Annotated in this window: 16 protein-coding genes, 3 pseudogenes and 1 riboswitch; of the genes and pseudogenes, 3 read left to right on the top strand and 16 right to left on the bottom strand. The window is 41.5% G+C overall.

Annotated elements, in window-relative coordinates:
- Positions 1-40 precede the first annotated feature (40 nt).
- The 3 genes and pseudogenes from CJ483_RS08880 to CJ483_RS08890 form a co-directional block, all read right to left on the bottom strand.
- On the bottom strand, positions 41-1,285 hold the full coding sequence (locus CJ483_RS08880; protein ID WP_120034117.1) for a Glu/Leu/Phe/Val family dehydrogenase: 1,245 nt from the start codon (positions 1,283-1,285) through the stop codon (positions 41-43).
- A gap of 31 nt (positions 1,286-1,316) precedes the next feature.
- Complete coding sequence (locus CJ483_RS08885; protein ID WP_120034119.1) at positions 1,317-2,531, bottom strand: ornithine--oxo-acid transaminase; 1,215 nt, start codon at positions 2,529-2,531, stop codon at positions 1,317-1,319.
- A 44-nt stretch (positions 2,532-2,575) separates the two neighbouring features.
- Positions 2,576-3,011 (bottom strand): annotated as a pseudogene (locus tag CJ483_RS08890) (aldehyde dehydrogenase family protein); the annotation flags it as partial.
- A 172-nt stretch (positions 3,012-3,183) separates the two neighbouring features.
- Here CJ483_RS08890 and CJ483_RS08895 point away from each other — a divergent pair.
- On the top strand, positions 3,184-4,596 hold the full coding sequence (locus CJ483_RS08895) for a sigma-54 interaction domain-containing protein (protein ID WP_120034122.1): 1,413 nt from the start codon (positions 3,184-3,186) through the stop codon (positions 4,594-4,596).
- A 466-nt stretch (positions 4,597-5,062) separates the two neighbouring features.
- Here the strand turns inward: CJ483_RS08895 and yugI are convergent, their stop codons facing one another.
- The 7 genes from yugI to CJ483_RS08930 all read right to left on the bottom strand — a co-directional run bounded on the left by yugI (position 5,063) and on the right by CJ483_RS08930 (position 11,978).
- Positions 5,063-5,425 carry a S1 domain-containing post-transcriptional regulator GSP13 gene (gene yugI / locus CJ483_RS08900; RefSeq protein ID WP_120034124.1) on the bottom strand — a complete coding sequence of 121 codons (363 nt, stop codon included), beginning with the start codon at positions 5,423-5,425 and terminating at the stop codon, positions 5,063-5,065.
- Between the two features lie 360 nt (positions 5,426-5,785).
- Positions 5,786-7,393: an FMN-binding glutamate synthase family protein gene (locus CJ483_RS08905; RefSeq protein ID WP_120034126.1), complete on the bottom strand. Its 1,608-nt coding sequence runs from the start codon at positions 7,391-7,393 to the stop codon at positions 5,786-5,788.
- Between the two features lie 45 nt (positions 7,394-7,438).
- The gene (locus tag CJ483_RS08910; RefSeq protein ID WP_120034128.1) at positions 7,439-8,068 is read right to left on the bottom strand and encodes an NAD(P)H-binding protein; all 630 of its coding nucleotides are present in this window, start codon (positions 8,066-8,068) and stop codon (positions 7,439-7,441) included.
- 105 nt (positions 8,069-8,173) lie between these two features.
- Entirely contained in the window at positions 8,174-9,337 is a 1,164-nt protein-coding gene (locus tag CJ483_RS08915) for an aminotransferase (protein ID WP_120034130.1), read from the bottom strand.
- Positions 9,337-9,837, bottom strand: a complete 501-nt coding sequence (locus CJ483_RS08920) for an Lrp/AsnC family transcriptional regulator (protein ID WP_120034133.1) — start codon at positions 9,835-9,837, stop codon at positions 9,337-9,339. Before CJ483_RS08920 ends, CJ483_RS08915 begins: the two co-directional genes overlap by 1 nt.
- A gap of 128 nt (positions 9,838-9,965) precedes the next feature.
- Positions 9,966-11,450: an amino acid permease gene (locus CJ483_RS08925; RefSeq protein WP_120034135.1), complete on the bottom strand. Its 1,485-nt coding sequence runs from the start codon at positions 11,448-11,450 to the stop codon at positions 9,966-9,968.
- Between the two features lie 264 nt (positions 11,451-11,714).
- Entirely contained in the window at positions 11,715-11,978 is a 264-nt protein-coding gene (locus tag CJ483_RS08930) for a DUF1871 family protein (RefSeq protein ID WP_120034137.1), read from the bottom strand.
- 99 nt (positions 11,979-12,077) lie between these two features.
- On the opposite strand from CJ483_RS08930, the gene CJ483_RS08935 reads away from it, so the two are divergent.
- The gene (locus tag CJ483_RS08935; RefSeq protein WP_120034139.1) at positions 12,078-13,244 is read left to right on the top strand and encodes a MalY/PatB family protein; all 1,167 of its coding nucleotides are present in this window, start codon (positions 12,078-12,080) and stop codon (positions 13,242-13,244) included.
- A gap of 44 nt (positions 13,245-13,288) precedes the next feature.
- Here CJ483_RS08935 and queE read toward each other — a convergent pair whose 3' ends face one another.
- From queE to CJ483_RS25415, 5 genes and pseudogenes are all read right to left on the bottom strand, one after another.
- Complete coding sequence (gene queE / locus CJ483_RS08940; RefSeq protein WP_120034141.1) at positions 13,289-14,011, bottom strand: 7-carboxy-7-deazaguanine synthase QueE; 723 nt, start codon at positions 14,009-14,011, stop codon at positions 13,289-13,291.
- A complete protein-coding gene (locus tag CJ483_RS08945) occupies positions 14,008-14,445 on the bottom strand; it encodes a 6-carboxytetrahydropterin synthase (protein WP_120034143.1) in 438 nt (145 codons plus the stop codon). The genes queE and CJ483_RS08945 overlap by 4 nt, the downstream gene beginning before the upstream one ends.
- A pseudogene (gene queC, locus CJ483_RS08950) lies at positions 14,442-15,103 on the bottom strand (7-cyano-7-deazaguanine synthase QueC). Before queC ends, CJ483_RS08945 begins: the two are co-directional and overlap by 4 nt.
- Before the next feature lie 113 nt (positions 15,104-15,216).
- Positions 15,217-15,260: riboswitch (PreQ1 riboswitch) on the bottom strand.
- An 80-nt stretch (positions 15,261-15,340) separates the two neighbouring features.
- On the bottom strand, positions 15,341-15,649 hold the full coding sequence (locus CJ483_RS08955) for a hypothetical protein (RefSeq protein ID WP_120034145.1): 309 nt from the start codon (positions 15,647-15,649) through the stop codon (positions 15,341-15,343).
- A gap of 36 nt (positions 15,650-15,685) precedes the next feature.
- Positions 15,686-16,275 (bottom strand): annotated as a pseudogene (locus CJ483_RS25415) (peptidylprolyl isomerase).
- Between the two features lie 259 nt (positions 16,276-16,534).
- Here CJ483_RS25415 and kapB point away from each other — a divergent pair.
- Positions 16,535-16,930, top strand: coding sequence for a kinase-associated lipoprotein KapB (gene kapB, locus CJ483_RS08965; RefSeq protein ID WP_120034147.1), 396 nt, complete (start codon positions 16,535-16,537; stop codon positions 16,928-16,930).
- Here the strand turns inward: kapB and kapD are convergent.
- Complete coding sequence (gene kapD / locus CJ483_RS08970; protein ID WP_259455597.1) at positions 16,927-17,541, bottom strand: 3'-5' exonuclease KapD; 615 nt, start codon at positions 17,539-17,541, stop codon at positions 16,927-16,929. The two genes, kapB and kapD, sit on opposite strands and share 4 nt — an antisense overlap.
- Positions 17,542-17,631: the final 90 nt, after the last annotated feature.

Genomic DNA, 17,631 nt, shown 5'->3' on the forward strand with positions numbered 1-17,631 from the left:
GCCTTAGACTATGGAGGCTGTTCTTTTTGTTTTTATCTAATTAAACCCATCCTCTGAACTTAGAAGCTTCTGCTGTTCTACGAACTCCGACCATATAAGCAGCCAGACGCATATTCACTCCGCGTGTTTGAGAAGTTTCATAAATATTATTAAAAGCACTGATCAAAGTTTCATGAAGCTTTTCGTGTACTTCTTCCTCTGTCCAGTAGTAACCTTGGTTATTCTGTACCCACTCAAAGTAAGATACAGTTACCCCTCCGGAACTTGCCAATACGTCAGGAACAAGAAGAATGCCTCTTTCTGTCAATATTTTTGTTGCTTCCATTGTTGTTGGACCGTTAGCAGCTTCCACAACGATAGACGCTTTAATCTTATCAGCATTCTTTTCTGTAATTTGGTTAGAAATAGCAGCTGGTACTAAAATATCACAATCTACTTCTAATAATTCTTGGTTTGTGATTGTGTTTTCAAACAATGTAGTAATCGTACCAAAACTATCACGACGATCAATTAAATAGTCGATATCTAAACCATTTGGATCATGAAGAGCGCCATAAGCATCAGAAATTCCGATAACTTTTGCCCCGGCATCGTGCATAAATTTAGCTAGGAAGCTTCCCGCATTACCGAAACCTTGGATAACCACACGAGCTCCTTCAATATCGATACCGCGTTTTTTCGCTGCTTCTTTAATACAAATCGTTACACCTTCAGCAGTTGCTTTGTCACGACCGTGAGAGCCACCTAATACAAGAGGTTTACCAGTGATAAATCCTGGAGAATCAAATTCACGAATATGGCTGTACTCGTCCATCATCCATGCCATGATTTGTGAGTTTGTATAAACGTCTGGAGCCGGGATATCCTTTGTAGGACCAACGATCTGGCTAATTGCACGAACGTAGCCGCGGCTTAAACGTTCTAATTCACCCATTGACATTTGGCGAGGGTCACAAACAACTCCGCCTTTTCCGCCGCCATATGGCAAGTTAACAATTCCTGCCTTGAGCGTCATCCACATTGATAATGCTTTTACCTCTTCTTCATTCACATCCGGATGAAAGCGGACGCCGCCTTTAGAAGGGCCAGCTGCGTCACTGTGTTGTGAACGGTAACCGGTAAATATTTTTGTTGAACCATCATCCATACGTACAGGTATACGAACTGTCAACATACGTAACGGTTCCTTCAAAAGCTCATACATTTCTTCCGAGTAACCCAATTTTGCCAAAGCTTCTTTAATGACATCCTGAGTTGATGTGAATAAATTTAGATTTTCCGACATTTTGAAATTCGCCTCTTTTGTTATTTAATCGTTAGTTTGTGCCAGAAACAGCTAGCACTTTTTGAATACGCTCGATCGCCCAATCCAATTCTTCTTTCGAAATAATGAGTGGAGGAGCGAAACGAATGACCGTGTCATGAGTTTCTTTACAAAGTAGTCCCTCTTCTTTCAATGCTTCACAATACTTACGTGCCGGCTCATTCAATTCTACACCAATAAATAAACCTCTGCCGCGTACATCTTGAATCATTGGGTTATCAATTTCTTTCAGTTTACCCACAAAATATTCTCCCAATTCGAGAGAGCGATCAGCCAATTTTTCATCTTCAAGAACTTCAAGAGCAGCGATTGAAACGGCACAAGCCATCGGGTTGCCTCCGAAAGTAGAACCGTGAGAGCCTGGGTTGAATACACCAAGAATATCTTTATTTGCTGCTACACAGGAAATAGGGAACACGCCGCCTCCAAGCGCTTTACCAAGAATGTACATGTCCGGCTCAAAATCATCCCATTCGCAAGCAAACATTTTACCTGAACGCGCAAGCCCAGCCTGAATTTCATCAGCGATAAACATTACCTTGTTTTCTTTACAAAGCTCGTAAGCTGCTTTCAAGAATCCAGCTGGCGGAATATTAATTCCCGCTTCTCCTTGGATAGGTTCAATGATAAAAGCTGCTGTGTTTGGAGTGATAGCTGCTTTAAGCGCATCAAGATCACCGTACGGCACCAATTTAATTCCTGGAAGCATCGGACCGAAGCCGCGTTTGTATTCTTCATCTGATGACAACGATACTGCCCCCATTGTACGACCATGGAAGTTACCTTCGCAAGCAATAATTTCAGCTTGATTGTCTGAAATACCTTTTACATCGTATCCCCAACGACGAGCTGCTTTCAAAGCTGTTTCTACCGCTTCTGCACCAGTGTTCATCGGTAATACCATTTCTTTGTTTGTTAGTTTGGAAACTTTTTCATACCATGGTCCAAGCTGGTCATTATGAAATGCACGGGATGTTAAAGTTACTCGATCTGCTTGCTCTTTTAGAGCTTGAATAATTTTTGGATGACGATGCCCTTGGTTCACAGCAGAGTAAGCACTAAGCATGTCCATATATTTATTACCTTCTGGATCTTGTACCCAAACACCTTCCGCTTCAGAAATAACGATTGGTAGTGGATGATAGTTGTTTGCTCCGTACTTTTCTGTTTGCTTGATAATTTCTTGTGACTGAACTGTATTAGCCATCTTTTTCCCTCCGTTTATTTATATTTTTGCCTTAAGAGTCTCCCCACTGGCATACCGTCTTTCATTCTTAGCATCTGACGGCCGTAGCATTCAAAGAAGTCGATCTGTTCAGCTGTATCAGCATCTGCCTTATTCCAAGGTTTTCCGGCTTCTTTTACAAGTACAAGGAGAGCAGAGAACTCATGTTCACGGCAATGGATAATCGCTGCCGCTTTGAACAAGATACCTGCACGGATTTCTGACTTTACTTTTTCCAAATACCAAACGTCTTCAACAGCGACTCGCTTTTGGCGCACGTCCCCTTACTTCTTCTTTATCAGTTGGATGATAAGCAACAACTTTATCCTCAACTGTTACTTTATTTCCACAGATCACCAGCGGATAATCCTAGCCAAGATAGCTTTCTATAAGCTGAAAAGCCTTCTTGCTTTCTGGTTTTGAAAAGTCAGTAAATGGTTCATGCTTATATGGAATCAGCATCCTTCCTCCTTTAAGATGATCAAAACTATAATTTTTATGTGACTGATAAAGTTTTATGCGCAAATTTTTTTTGCACTAATAAATCTCTTACACTTATTATAATGCAAAATATTATTGCTTTTTTCAAGTGTTTTTTCTTAAAATAGAAATATATTTTAAAGAGGGGGATTCTATGAATGCAAAAAGTTTAGAATCGCTAGTAACCATGTATAAAGAAATCTTAGAAAAGATCGACCTTGGTATTCATGTAATCGATCCCAATGAAAGAACAGTTATTTACAATAAAAAAATGCGGGAAATCGAGGGAATGGATATTGAGGATGTTCTCGATAAAAATCTAATGGATGTTTTTAACTTTGGGGCTGCCGAGGAAAGTACATTACTTCAGGTTTTGAAATCAGGAGAAAGCATCCAAAACGTTAAACAAACTTATTTTAATAATAGAGGACAAGAAATCACCACCATTAACCACACTTTTCCTATTGAAGAGAACGGAACTGTTATCGGCGCAGTAGAGATCGCAAAAGATGTGACGAAGCTCGAAAAGATGATACAAGAAAATATGAATAAAAAAGAGGACATCCGCTATACATTTGATCAGATCCTTGGGCAAAGCCCCCTGCTCAAGGAAGCGATTGAAACAGGCAAGCGGGCCGCCCGCACTGCCTCTTCAGTTCTAATCGTCGGCGAGATTGGGACTGGAAAAGAACTATTTGCCCATAGCATTCATAATGGCAGCCCACGGGCTGACCAAACCTTCCTTTCACAAAATTGCGCCGCACTTCCGGATACACTAATGGAAACTTTGCTATTCGGCGTGGAAGAACAGGCAGGAGCAGAGAAGCGTCCAGGGTTATTGGAACAAGCACATGGAGGGACAATTTTACTTGATGAAATTGATTGCCTGAGTCCCGCCCTACAAACAAAGCTTTTAAAAGTTATCCAGGAAAAGAAAATACGCCGGGAAGGCGGAAAAGAAGATATTCCTATCGATGTCCGCATTCTTGCCACTATTAGCGAAGACCCCATTGATGCCATTGCAGCCGGAAGCTTAAGAAAAGATCTGTATTACCGTTTAAGCGTTGTCTCAGTTTTCATTCCGCCTTTAAGAGAACGGAAAGAAGACATTGATTTGCTCGCTTCAGCTTTTATCGACAAATACAATCACTTATTCGGCATGAACGTAGCCTCTATTGACGAGGAAGTAAGAAACTACTTCCTGGAATATGACTGGCCAGGAAACATCCGAGAATTAGAACATGTTATTGAAGGTGCCATGAACTTAATGGATCATGAAGATGCCATTTCTTTTGAACACCTCCCTATCCAATTTCGCAACAAATCCGGCAGTCACGGCCTATCAAGTGACTTAGAGAAAGTAGAGAGCTTTCTTTATCAACCTGATAAAGCGATTTTGCCGCTTGATGATTATATCCAAGAAGCGGAAACATACTATATTACAAAAGCATTGCAGCATCACGATTTCAATGTGACGAAAACAGCGAAAGCTCTCGGTATGAGCCGTCAAAATTTACAATATCGCATTCGTAAATATAATATTGTAAAAAACATTGCCAACCAGTAATGCTGATAAAAAGGAGCACTGAAAATTTCAGCTGCTCTTTTTTGCCTCCCTATTGCACCGATCTTTTCAAACTGCTTCCAATTGATGGCTATTCCCTTAACAACCACTTAGGTGTAAAAACTAACTAACAAATTGTCTCAGGTAACAAACAGTTAAAAAACTAACAATCACGTAGTGCAAATTTATTTTGCGCCAAATAAGCGGATAAAGAACTAAATCTACTTTCTACTAAGCGGTTTCTGTTTGTTCGTCTTCTTTCACTTTAAGATCTGTTAGGAGCTCCCCCTTTTACACTATTTCCTTTCAATCCGACGCTAAAAAATAAGTCTTGTTTTTTAATCATGTCATCCTCTGGCTTTCTAAATACTTTAAATTTACTGCACGCAGATAGGTCCCTTTAAACCACTTTATTTCTATAAATAAAAAAGAGCATGAGTGCTTAAAGCGCTCATGCTTTCTCTGCTACTTATTTTCCTTCTCCCGACTGATCGATCCATTCTTGCAGCTTATCTTTTAACGTATTAAAGCCTTCACTGTCTTCAGCAATTTTCAAGCGACGGACCGGCTGAACAGCAGCTGGCTTTGCTTCTTCGGTTGCCCGGATAGATAAGCTAATTTTCCCCTCATCTTTGTTAACGGACATCACCTTTACCTTTACTTCTTCCCCGACCTGAAGGTAATCATGAATGTCCTTGACAAATCCATGAGTAATTTCTGAAATATGGACGAGCCCCTGTGTACCGTTATCCAGCGCAATAAACGCCCCATAAGGCTGGATTCCTGTTACCTTTCCTGTAATAATTTGTCCTTGTTCAATCTGATTTCCCATCCAAACACTCCTAAATGTTAAATTCATTATCTACGCATCACAAAATTATATCACATCTCCTTATATATTTCTAAACATAGCCACCTTTCTCCAGCTCTTCATATAAGTAGGAAATTATTTTTAACTATTTGGAGAAAAGAGGAATAACTCCTCTATAAACAGGGAAGAGTTAGTATATGCAACATTCCCTATTTTCCCCTTAACTTGAGAAGGCAGCCGTTGCAGCTGTCTTCTTTTTATATTTTATATTCAAAGCATAGCAATTGTTCATCTTATATAAACTCAAACAAAAAAACTACACTTCGGGTGTAGTTTTTTTGTTTGAGTTTATTGTTTTACTTCTAAAAGGAAAACTTATTATTATGCTTCTTTTTTTCGTTGCGCCCGTTCTGCCGCTATAATAATATCCTCGAGCGGCATAAGCCGCCCAAGTTCATCTTTGTAAACAATATGTTTGCGTTCAAATTTCGTTGGAGAATCAATCCCTGCAGCTGCTGCCAGATTATATAGTCCTTCTCGGAGCGATATCACATAGTTACACACACGATAATACTTCTCCTCAACGACTAATCCGTCCTGCAGCTTTTCATCAGTTGTAGCTACGCCAACTGGGCATGTATTATTGTGGCATACTTGAGCCATAATGCAACCAACACTAATCATAAATCCGCGGGCGATGTTAACAAGATCCGCTCCCATAGCGAGCGCAATGGCTATCTTGTCAGGAGTAATGAGTTTTCCCGAAGCGATAATCTTTACTCTGTCACGAATCTCGTATCTTTTTAACATTTCATCAAGAACCGGCAGAGCAGACATAATCGGCAAGCCAACTGTATCAGCTAGTTCCTGGAAAGTAGCACCTGTTCCACCCTCACCGCCATCTACTGTAATAAAGTCAGGCCCTTTGCCGCTTTCTTTCATATAGGAAATCATATTTTCCAGTGCATCAAGGTCTCCAACAACAATTTTGATACCAACCGGCTTACCTCCCACGGAACGCAGCTGCTCAACAAAATCGAACATTGACGGCACATCATCAAACTCATAGAAACGGTTTGGACTGTTAATCGTTTTTCCTGGTTCTACAAGGCGGATAGCAGCAATCTTTTCTGTAACTTTCTCACCTTCCACATGACCGCCTCGTGTTTTGGCTCCTTGGGCTAATTTTAATTCGAACGCTTTCACATTCTCTATCTCACTTTTCTTTTTAAACTCTTCCCACGAAAATTCACCACTTGGTTTCCGCACACCGAATAGATCAGGGCCAATCTGCATAATGATATCCGGACCGCCTTCAAGATGATATTCGGACAAGCCACCTTCCCCTGTATTCATCCAAGTGCCGCCGGCAAGACCTAGACCTTTGGAGAGAGCCGTGATCGCTCTTTCGCCAAGCGCTCCAAAACTCATCCCCGATTGGCCAACCTGGCCTCGCAATTTAAATGGATGACGGCATGTTTTCTCGCCAAGGATGATCGCGTCTTCCTCTCTCAAATAATAGGGATCGACCAAACGTTCCTCACTGTGTTCCTTGCGGGTAAATAAATTGTCAGAGTCCACTTTATATACATGTGTTTTTATCTTTTCAGTATTATCCACTTTCATTTCTTCACGCTGCTTCGGAAATAAGGTATTGCGTATAAAAAAACCTTCCTCATTAAAATCACGCTTTGAGCCGAATCCAACGAGCCGCTCTTTATACTTCCCGGCTTTCACAATATCCTGGTATTCTTTTCTCGAAAAAGGCTTTGCTTCATTATCGCCTTCGAATAAATATTGCCGCAGCTCGGGGCCAATATGCTCGGTAAAGTACCTCACTTTACCGATAACTGGGAAGTTACGCAAAATAGCATGCTGCTTCTGTCGATCATCTTTAATATAAATATAGATAAAGAGACCGACAGGCACCACAATAACTAATGCGAGAAAAATAATAAGAGCAATAATTAATCCTGATGTTAAACTCATAAAACCCCTCCTCTATCCTTTACTTTTCCAATAAAAACTCTTCTTTTATGCGAGAGTATGTATGGCCTCGCTAATTGTAGTATCACCGCTAGCTACTTCAAATACCTGGTTAAAGGCTGCTTCACTTTCAAGTGCAGCTACCAATACAGCGGCCATGTCTTCGCGGGGAATCTTATCCTTCTTCGCAACTGAACTTGCGATCGTTACGGTTCCCCTGCCAGGCTCATCTGTCATTTGTGCCGGTCGGATGACTGTATGCACAATCGATTCTTCCTTAACTAATTCATCCGGCATATCCTTTGCCCCAATCATTTCGCCGCTGTCTGTTGCATTCTCTCCTGCCCGTACAGCGCTCATCATAATAAAACGTTTAACTCCATTTTTCTTTGCAGCCTGAACAGCATCAATGACAGCACGATGGTCCACCAAAACAGTCTTGCCCGCTCCTGTTTTCGGACTGGAATCAGAAATGAAAATAACAGCATCGCACCCTAAAAAAGCAGAGGTGAAATCTCCCCGGCCATTCGTTTCTACCCTGGAGGCGCCAAGCTTTTTCATATCGGGCACTTTGTTTTCCTCGTTGATTACAGCAATCGCTCGATGGCCTCTCTCCCTTAAGTGTTTAATAACAAATTGGCCAACCTGACTGTCTGCACCGATTACGATAACTTCCATCTAGATCCCTCCTTTTGCATTATCCTTTCTTTTCCACTCCTTTCTTTCTTTAAAACCTGACTAAATGAAACGAAAAAAGAAGACAGCCTAAGCTGTCTTCTCTTCTTATCTATTAATAAAATGATTGATCCGTCTTACCGCTTCCTGCAGCTGCTCCATTGAAGAAGCATAGGAACAGCGAATAAAACCTTCACCGCTGTTTCCAAAGACGGAGCCAGGTACGACGGCTACTTTTTCTTTCTTTAACAATTCTTCTGCGAATTCCTCTGACGTTAAACCGGTGCTTTGAATAGATGGAAACACATAAAAGGCTCCTCCCGGTGTATGACAATCTAATCCCATCTCATTAAAAGACTGGACAATATAATTACGTCGACGCCGGTAGTCTTTTTTCATCTCTTCCACATCATTCATTCCCGCTTTTAATGCTTCCAGCGCTGCATATTGGGCAGGCGTAGAGGCACACATCATGGCATATTGATGAATCTTGAGCATAGCTGCTGCAAGTTCAGCCGGAGCACAAATAAACCCAAGCCTCCATCCCGTCATTGCAAAGCCTTTTGAAAAACCATTAATCAAAATCGTCCGTTCTCTCATGCCTTCCAAGCTGGCAATGGAGGTATGGGGGACATCATAAGCAAGTTCTGCATAGATTTCATCAGCGATAACTAGTAAGTCGTGTTTCTTAACAATCGTTGCAATCGCCTCTAAGTCCTCCTTGTCAAGCTGGGCTCCCGTTGGATTATTAGGCGAACAAAGCAGCAACGCTTTTGTTCTCGGGGTAATTGCCTCCTCAAGTGCTGCTGCCTGCAATTTAAACTGCTGCTCGCTGGTTGTTTCAACTGTCACTGTTTTTCCACCTGCCAGTTCAACAAGCGGGGAATAAGAAACGAAGCAAGGCTCTACGATGACCACCTCATCGCCTGGGTCAAGAATAGCACGCAATGCTAAGTCAAGCGCCTGGCTGGCACCGACCGTGAGGATAATTTCCTCTTCAGCATCGTAAGGAACATAAAAACGACTGCTCACATACTTCGCTATTTCTTCCCGTAGTTCCAGAAGGCCGGCGTTCGCTGTATAGGAAGTCAAGCCACGCTCTAGTGATAAAATAGCTGCTTCCCGTGCTGACCACGAAGTAACGAAATCAGGTTCTCCTACTCCAAGAGAGATTACGCCTTCCATTCCTGCAGCTAAATCAAAAAATTTGCGAATTCCTGAGGGTCTCATTGATTCTACCGACTTAGCAATATAGCTTTTTGTTCCTAACATTATGGAGACACCACGATTCTATTATCAGTTTGCTTTTCTTCGAAGACTCTGCCGTCATGCTTATATTTCTTCAGCTGGAAATGCGTAGTGGTAGAAACGACCTCTTCCAGAACTGATAATTTTTCAGAAACAAATCGGGCTACTTCGTTCATTGACTTTCCTTCTACCGTTACCGATAAATCGTAAGCTCCTGACATTAAATATACGGAACTTACTTCTTTAAACCGGTAAATCCTTTCCGCTGTATCATGAAAGCCCACCCCTCGTTTCGGTGTTACTTTCACATCAATCATTGCTGTTACCCGCTGATCATCTTCATCTTTAGACCAATCTACAAGAGCTGTATAATGAACAAGCACCCTGGCTTCTTCTAATCTTTTGATCATAGTTCTTACTTCTTCTTCTTTTTTCCCTATCATCTTACTAATATCAGATGCATTCAGACGAGCATCTTTTTCGAGGATTTCTAGTATCTCTCGTTCGCTATTGTCTATTTTCACAACTATTCCTCCAAATTTTCATCAATTATCACAATTATAGCAAATATGTACCTAATAACACGACCCCTTTTATGTATTTTTATATAAAAAAACCGGACAGCGCTATTTCGCGCTGTCCGGCATATTATTTAGTTATGCTTTTCTTCATCCGCAAAATCAAACTCACATTCTTGAAGCGGAACTACTTTTGTTTTCTTAATAAATTTATATCCAAACCACAAGAGAAGGAAGAGTGGAATTCCCATATAAGCGGCTACTACACTGCCCCAGTCAATTTTATCAGCAAGGAACGCCTGGAAGTTTTGAGCAAGAATGACAATTAAGCCTACCACGATAGCAAAAATTGGTCCGAATGGATACCATTTTGCCTTATATGGAAGTTCGTCTAAAGAATGTCCTTGCGCTAAAAATGCTTTCCGGAAGCGATAATGACTGATAGAGATCCCGAGCCAGAAAATAAAACCTGTAATACCAATAGAGTTCATCAGCCATACGTATACGATACCATCGCCAAAAATGGATGAGAAAAAGGCAAGCATACCGACCACACATGTTAAGATGATCGCTGCAACAGGCACACCGCGTTTGTTCAGCTTGGCAAAAAGTTGTGGGGCTTGTCCCTCTTTAGCCATTGAATATAACATACGAGTCGATGCATATAGACTTGAATTTCCGGCAGATAAAACCGCTGTCAAAACAACAGCATTCATCAATGAAGCAGCAAAGGCAAGTCCGGCTTTTTCAAACACCATTGTAAACGGGCTGACCATAACGTTTTCACTTTGTAAATTTGGGTTTGTATACGGGATGATAAGCCCGATAACAAAGATCGCCAACACGTAGAAAAGAAGAATTCTCCAGAATACACTTTTAATCGCTTTAGGTACATTTTTCGCTGGGTCTTCACTTTCACCAGCAGCCACACCGACGATTTCTGTTCCTTGAAACGAGAAACCGGCAGCAACGAAAACAATAAACACCCCGAGAAAGCCACCGGAGAAAGGTGCTTCATCTACGGTGAAGTTTTTAAACCCGATCACTTCGCCACCCATAATACCAAAAATCATTAATAGGCCTACGATAATGAAAATAATAACAGCGGATACCTTAATGAAAGAAAACCAATACTCTCCTTCTCCGTATCCTTTAACAGATAAATAATTCAAGAGGAAGATAAGAGCTAAGAATGACATGCTCCATAACAAGGAAGGACTGTCCGGAAACCAGAACTTCATAATCATTGTGGAAGCGGTTAACTCAGCGGCAATAGTCATGGCCCAGTTAAACCAGTACGTCCAACCTAACGCAAATCCAAACGCAGGGTCAACAAACTTTGTCCCGTACGTGCTAAACGCACCGCTAACCGGCATAAAAGCAGACATTTCTCCTAGACTGGTCATAACGAAGAATACCATGGCCCCGACTAACGCATAAGCAAGTAGGGCTCCTCCAGGACCTGCCGTATGAATCGCGGCACCGCTTCCAAGAAACAGCCCGGTACCGATTGCCCCACCGATAGAGATCATCGTTAGATGGCGGGACTTTAAGCCTCTCTTTAACTTTTGTTCTTCTTGCCCAGGCTCTGGGATGCTGCGCTCTTGTTGTATAGCCATATGTTCCAATCCTTTCTCATTGTTGGCTGACTTCAAAAAAATTGCTATTTTTTCACAAAACCTTTAAAGATATTGTAATAAACTTTTATATTTCTGAAAAGCATTATTTTTTAGAGTTATAGACTCTCCACCTCCTTGGAATTACTTTTCCAAAATATGAAATAATTATTTTTCCATTCATTTCCCCTTCTATAAACGTCTTTCGAGAAGAAAAGATAATTTTATTTCTTTGGTATTATCGACAAAACATTATATATTTTTATATTACAACTCACAAGAATCTTCATTTTTTATTTGCAGCAATTGTTCTGCTACCTTTTGACAACTTTCCACCGAAAGTGGCTTTTCAAATGAAAATTCATAAATTTCTTTAATTCTTTGCGTTAACGCTTCCTTATCGTCCAATTGATGCACAGCTTGAATCGCATCAGCCACTTCTGTATCGTAAAAATCGCCGCCTTCTTTAAATGGATCCCATTCACGGAGAATGCGGTCAAACTTTCTATTTGCTTCAATGTCCTTATTCATATTTTCTGATGCCTCCTTAAATAAAAAGACAAATCATTGCCCTTTTTTCTAAAAATAATTTAACATGATTATATATTACTTGTCAGGATGGTGAAGATTATGAGTAGATTTGATCGAGTTATTAACCGTACAGGTACAAACGCTGTAAAATGGGACAATATAAAAGCTGTCTTTGGTGTAGAGGACGCACTTCCCATGTGGGTAGCCGATATGGACTTTGAGGCACCCGATGCCGTCAAAAAAGCCGTTGTTGAGCAAGCCGAGCATGGCATATACGGTTATACAGCTATTCCGAATTCTATGAAAGAAGCCATAAAAAACTGGATGGCTAATCGGCACTCTTGGGAAATTGATACAGACTGGCTGTTATTCAATCAAGGTGTCGTTCCATCACTCGGCACAGCTATACAAGCATTTACCGATCTGGGAGATTCGGTCTTACTGCAATCACCGGTTTATACACCGTTCTTCGATATGATCGAACGCAACGGCCGGCTTGTCGTTAACAGTGAACTCATCTTGCGTGATAATCGCTATGAAATAGACTTTGCGGATTTAGAAGAGAAGCTATCGCGCGCAGAGGTAAAGATGTTCTTACTGTGCAGTCCCCATAACCCCGGCGGCCGTGTCTGGACAAAAGAAGAGCTTACAACGATCGCTGAGCTTTGTCAAAAACACAAGGTGCTCATCGTTTCCGATGAAATACATAGCGATTTAACAGCTCAGCCGTATAAGCATATACCGATTGCTTCTATTCGCAAAGAATATGAATCCATAATCGTTACGTGTATTGCACCAAGCAAAACATTTAATTTAGCCGGCCTTCAGACTTCTTCCATGATCGTACCTAATCGCGAGCTGCGGGCTAAGCTGCAGAAGGTTCTTGCTAAGCAAGGCTTTTTCTCACTCAATATGATAGGCATCGCTGCTACAGAAGCTGCCTACCGCGAAGGCGGCCCATGGCTTGACGAAGCGATTGAATACATTCGCAGCAATGTTCGGCTTGTGAAGGAATTTATCGATCGAGAGCTGCCAGAATTAACAGTTATCGAACCGGAAGGAAGCTATTTAGTCTGGATCGACTGTCGCAAGCTAGGGCTGAGCGATGACGAGTTAATGAAAAAAATCCTTTTAAAAGGAAAACTCGCTCTCGGACAAGGCTCTAAATACCGAAGCGGTGGAGAAGGGTTCATGCGTATGAATGTAGCCTGCCCGCGTTCAATTGTGGAGGACGGATTGCAACGATTAAAAGCAGCCCTTTCTTAATCAAAAGATAAAAAGAGATGCCTAAGTTGGCATCTCTTTTTCTATTATACACCTTGCTTATTCCCCCACACAAACGTATGAAGCTGCGGCAAAACGCGCACATTTTTCCATTCTGGATCCGGCATTACTTTGTTAATAAGCCACTCATACCGGCTCACTAAATAAGGCAAAAGGTTACCCGGATTCTGTTCTTGCAAACGATCATTTCCGACTTGCAAAAAGAATGGTAAATTCGGATAGAGCCGGTGGACACTTTTCGCAAATGCTAAGTCTTTCTCATCAAAAATAACAAGCTTTAAGCTGACAGCTTTTTCTTTCTCTATTAAACGTTCAATAATGAAGGATAATTTCTCAAAATCTGTTTCCATCCCTGAGCTGGGCGGCTTGGGAGAAATCGTTAAATCATCGATCTTATAAAACCAGTCCTGCCAACGACTCCCCTGTGTTTCAAGAGCTGTTTGAATACCCTTCTCATTCAATTTAGCCAGCAAATCATCTATTTGTGGCAACAGCGCTGGATTGCCACCGGAGATCGTGACGTGATCAAACGTATCTCCTCCTATTCTGACAAGCTCTTCCCAAACTTCCTCAGCGGTTAATAGCTGAATTTGTTCTTTGGCGGAACCATCCCATGTAAATGCAGAATCACACCAGGCACAACGATAGTCGCAGCCAGCTGTCCTCACAAACATCGTCTTGCGGCCTACTACCGCTCCTTCGCCTTGCACAGTCGGCCCGAATATTTCTAATACAGGAATCTTTCTCATTGGAAATCCTCTTTTTGCGGCCGGAATACCACGTAACTTGTCGGTGTTTCTCTCAGAAATACTTGGATACAACGCGGTTTATTCGGCAATTTATTCAACGATTCCTGAATAACCTCCCAGAACTTTCTTGCGACTACTTCGGTCGTTGGAAAATCGTTCGGGTCCATTTCGTTGAATAAGGCATCTTCATTTAAAACTGTATGGTCAAAGCGTTTATGAATTAAATTCTTGATAGCCTGAAAATTGACTAAAAAACCGGATTCATTTAAATCATTGCCGACAACAGTTACATTGGCAAAATACGTATGGCCATGCAGACGGCGGCATGCTCCTGCTTCTTCATGAGGCACGTAATGCGCCGCGGCAAATTGGAAGTCTTTATTTAGTTCATAACGATAAGCGTGCATAGGCGCCGGATAAATTTGCTGCATCATCTGGACCCTGCCTCCTTTTTCGCCAAATACTTATTTAAACCATTTTGGCGGAGTTTACATGCCGGACATTCGCCGCAACCGCTCCCTTTTATCCCGTTATAGCAAGTGAGCGTACGTTCTCTTACATACTCAAACGCGCCAAGCTCATCAGCTAATTCCCATGTTTCCGCTTTGTCCAGCCACATGAGCGGCGTATGGATAACGAATGAATAATCCATGGATAAGTTTAATGTCACATTCAATGACTTAATGAATACATCCCGGCAGTCTGGATAACCGCTGAAATCCGTTTCACACACACCTGTGATAATATGACGGGCATCGTATTGCTTAGCAAGTACTGCAGCAAAGGATAAAAACAACAGGTTGCGACCTTCGACGAAGGTGGAAGGCGGCTCTCCCTCTTTTTCTGTAATGTCTATATCCCCCGGGTCAACGCATTAGGGGCAAGCTGGTTTAATAAAGACATATCTAAAATGTGATGCGGTATATTTAAATCCTTGGCAATGTCAGCGGCACATTCTAATTCCAGGCGGTGACGCTGTCCATAATCAAATGTAACGGCAATGACTTCGTCAAAACGTTCTTTCGCCCAAAATAAACAAGTCGTACTGTCCTGACCGCCACTGAATACAACTACTGCTTTTTCTTTCCCCATCTTTCCTCTTCCTTTCTTCTTTTCCTTTGAAAGAAGAAAGAGATTCAAGAACTGTGACTCTAAATAACCTTTTTTCAGGCAATAGAAAAAAACCTTCTAGACATAGACAGGCTTTTCTCTTAGTTTTTTATAGAGGGAGTTCGCGAACCTCTCCTGCCTAAAGCAGAATTCTTCCTTTTATTCTGATACACTATAACACACATTGGCCAAAATGAAAAACATACAGCAAGTGCCTCGTTATTTTTTCATTTCACTATATTTTTTGTTAACTTTCTCTTCCTCTTTTTTGGAGATCCTCCGAAAATACAGAAAGACAGCTACAGCGGCTGCCGTAAAAATTGCCATTGAAATAACTGCGGGAATATATTCCGTCTTATCCTCCGGGAAATATAAAAAGAACATTCCCAATATAAATGATTGCAGCACGATTCCGTCTCCTTTCACTGTAAAAACAGCAAATTCTTCAATCCAGTGCCTTCTTTCATTATAGCAATTTCTCTTTTCCAAACCAACCGCTCCCACAAAATAAGACGAACTGATTGCCATCAATTCGCCTTCTCTCTCTAAACTCTGTGTGTTGATTTAGTTAATTACTGTAACCTTTTCAATCACTACATCTTCCTTCGGCTTGTCCTGTGCGCCAGTTGGTATGCTAGCAATTGTATCGACAACATCCATGCCCTCCACCACTTGTCCAAACACAGTGTGACGGAAGTCAAGCCATGGTGTTCCTCCATTTTGCATGTAGAAGTCTGTCACTTCCTGAGGATATCCTGCTTTTTCCATTTGCTCTTTAAAGCCTGGGTCCATCTTGCTGTTTTGCACGATAAAGAACTGGCTGCCATTCGTATTGGGACCAGCATTAGCCATTGAGAGAGCTCCCCTGAAATTGAACAATTGCTGAGAGAACTCATCTTCGAAGGCCTGACCGTAGATGCTTTCGCCCCCTGTTCCTGTTCCTTGCGGGTCTCCCCCTGGATCATGAAATCAGGAATGACACGGTGAAAGATCAGTCCGTCATAATAACCATTTTGGCTATGAGTAACGAAGTTTTCAACCGTTTTGGGAGCTTGTTCAGGAAACAATTTAATTTTAATTGTTCCTTTATTTGTTTTCATTTCAACAAGCTTTTCATTCTCTGCTACTTCTGCTGTGAATTGTGGATAACTCATTTTCTTATCTCCTTCCTGTTCTTTCCCAATCTTCGCTGCTGGCTTTAAAGGTTCTGAAGAGGCCTTTTCCGATTCTTTGTTACAGCCAGCAAGCAAGAGAAGGAATGCTGCGAATGTGATGAAAATCAAACGATACATCCTCTCACCTCTGCCTTTTCTACTTTAACTGATTGCTAAAAAAAAATCACCTGCTATCCCCCGTATTTCTTTCATCCAAAGATTCTGATAGAGTGAAGAGAGCAGAGGAGGGTAAAAAACTATGATAAAAACAGGAGATATTGTAACTGCTTTTTATAAAACAGGAAAATATATTGGGGAAGTCAGCGATTCTCACCCAGACAGCTATACAGTTAAAATACTGGCTGTGCTGCGTCATCCTGCCCAAGGAGACCTTCATCACCCCAAGCAAGTAGATGTGCCTTTTTTCCATGAAAGAAAGGCGCTTGCCTATACAGAACGAGCCAACATTCCAGCATCAACCGTTAAGCATTATGAAGGAAGCATTCCCGATTACAATGAATCACTGAAGGAGGCCGTCACTGCGCTCAAAAGCAGGCTAGAACAAGAAGACAGCGAGTTTTCCAAAAAGAGCCTTATGTCGCTACAAGCAGTTCAGAGAGAGTATGAGCTGATGTATAACATTGCTTGGACTTAAGCCATGCGGTTAAGCAATTGTGAGAAGTCAACGAGGTCGCCGATTGTCGGCGGCTTTGACTTTTTCATATAAGCCTTGTCTTTTTCAACGAGATTGTAAATATGATAAGTAGTAAGAGCATCGTCTAGTGCTCGATGATGCTTGCCTGTCCCTTCCTTGCCGTATTCTTGTACCGCCTTCCATAGCCCAGTCTGATTGCGGTCACCGAAAAAGGTTTTGTACTCCATTGATAGGTCAATAAATTGTCCTCTTAGCGGAAAAACAAGTCCTGCTTCCTCACAGTTTCTTCTCAATACCTTCATATCCATATTGCCCCACGTAATAACGGAATGGCTGTCGGTTCCGCTTAATTCTGCGAGTAAACAAACTAGCTCCTGAAGAGACATCCCCTCGTCCACCTGCTTTTGTTCAATATGGAGAAAACGCTTGCATCTTTCAGTTAACTTAGGAAAAGCAGAGGGTTTTATATAAGAAGAAAAGGTATAAATAATTCTCTCTCCTTCAGCAATCACTATGCCGGCTTCAATAATTTCTGGATAAAACCCTTTTGCTGTTAACCCGGCATCCGGCATCGAAAATTCAAAATCAATGAAAAAGAACTTCTTACTCACAAAAACCTCCTCCTTCAACCAAAATAGCTATTTATTTTACCTTAATTTATTTTATTATAATCTCTAGCCAATCATGATGTATATAATGGC

Origin of the sequence: Bacillus sp. PK3_68 (assembly GCF_003600835.1) — a bacterium.
Taxonomy (GTDB): Bacteria; Bacillota; Bacilli; order Bacillales; family Domibacillaceae; genus Pseudobacillus.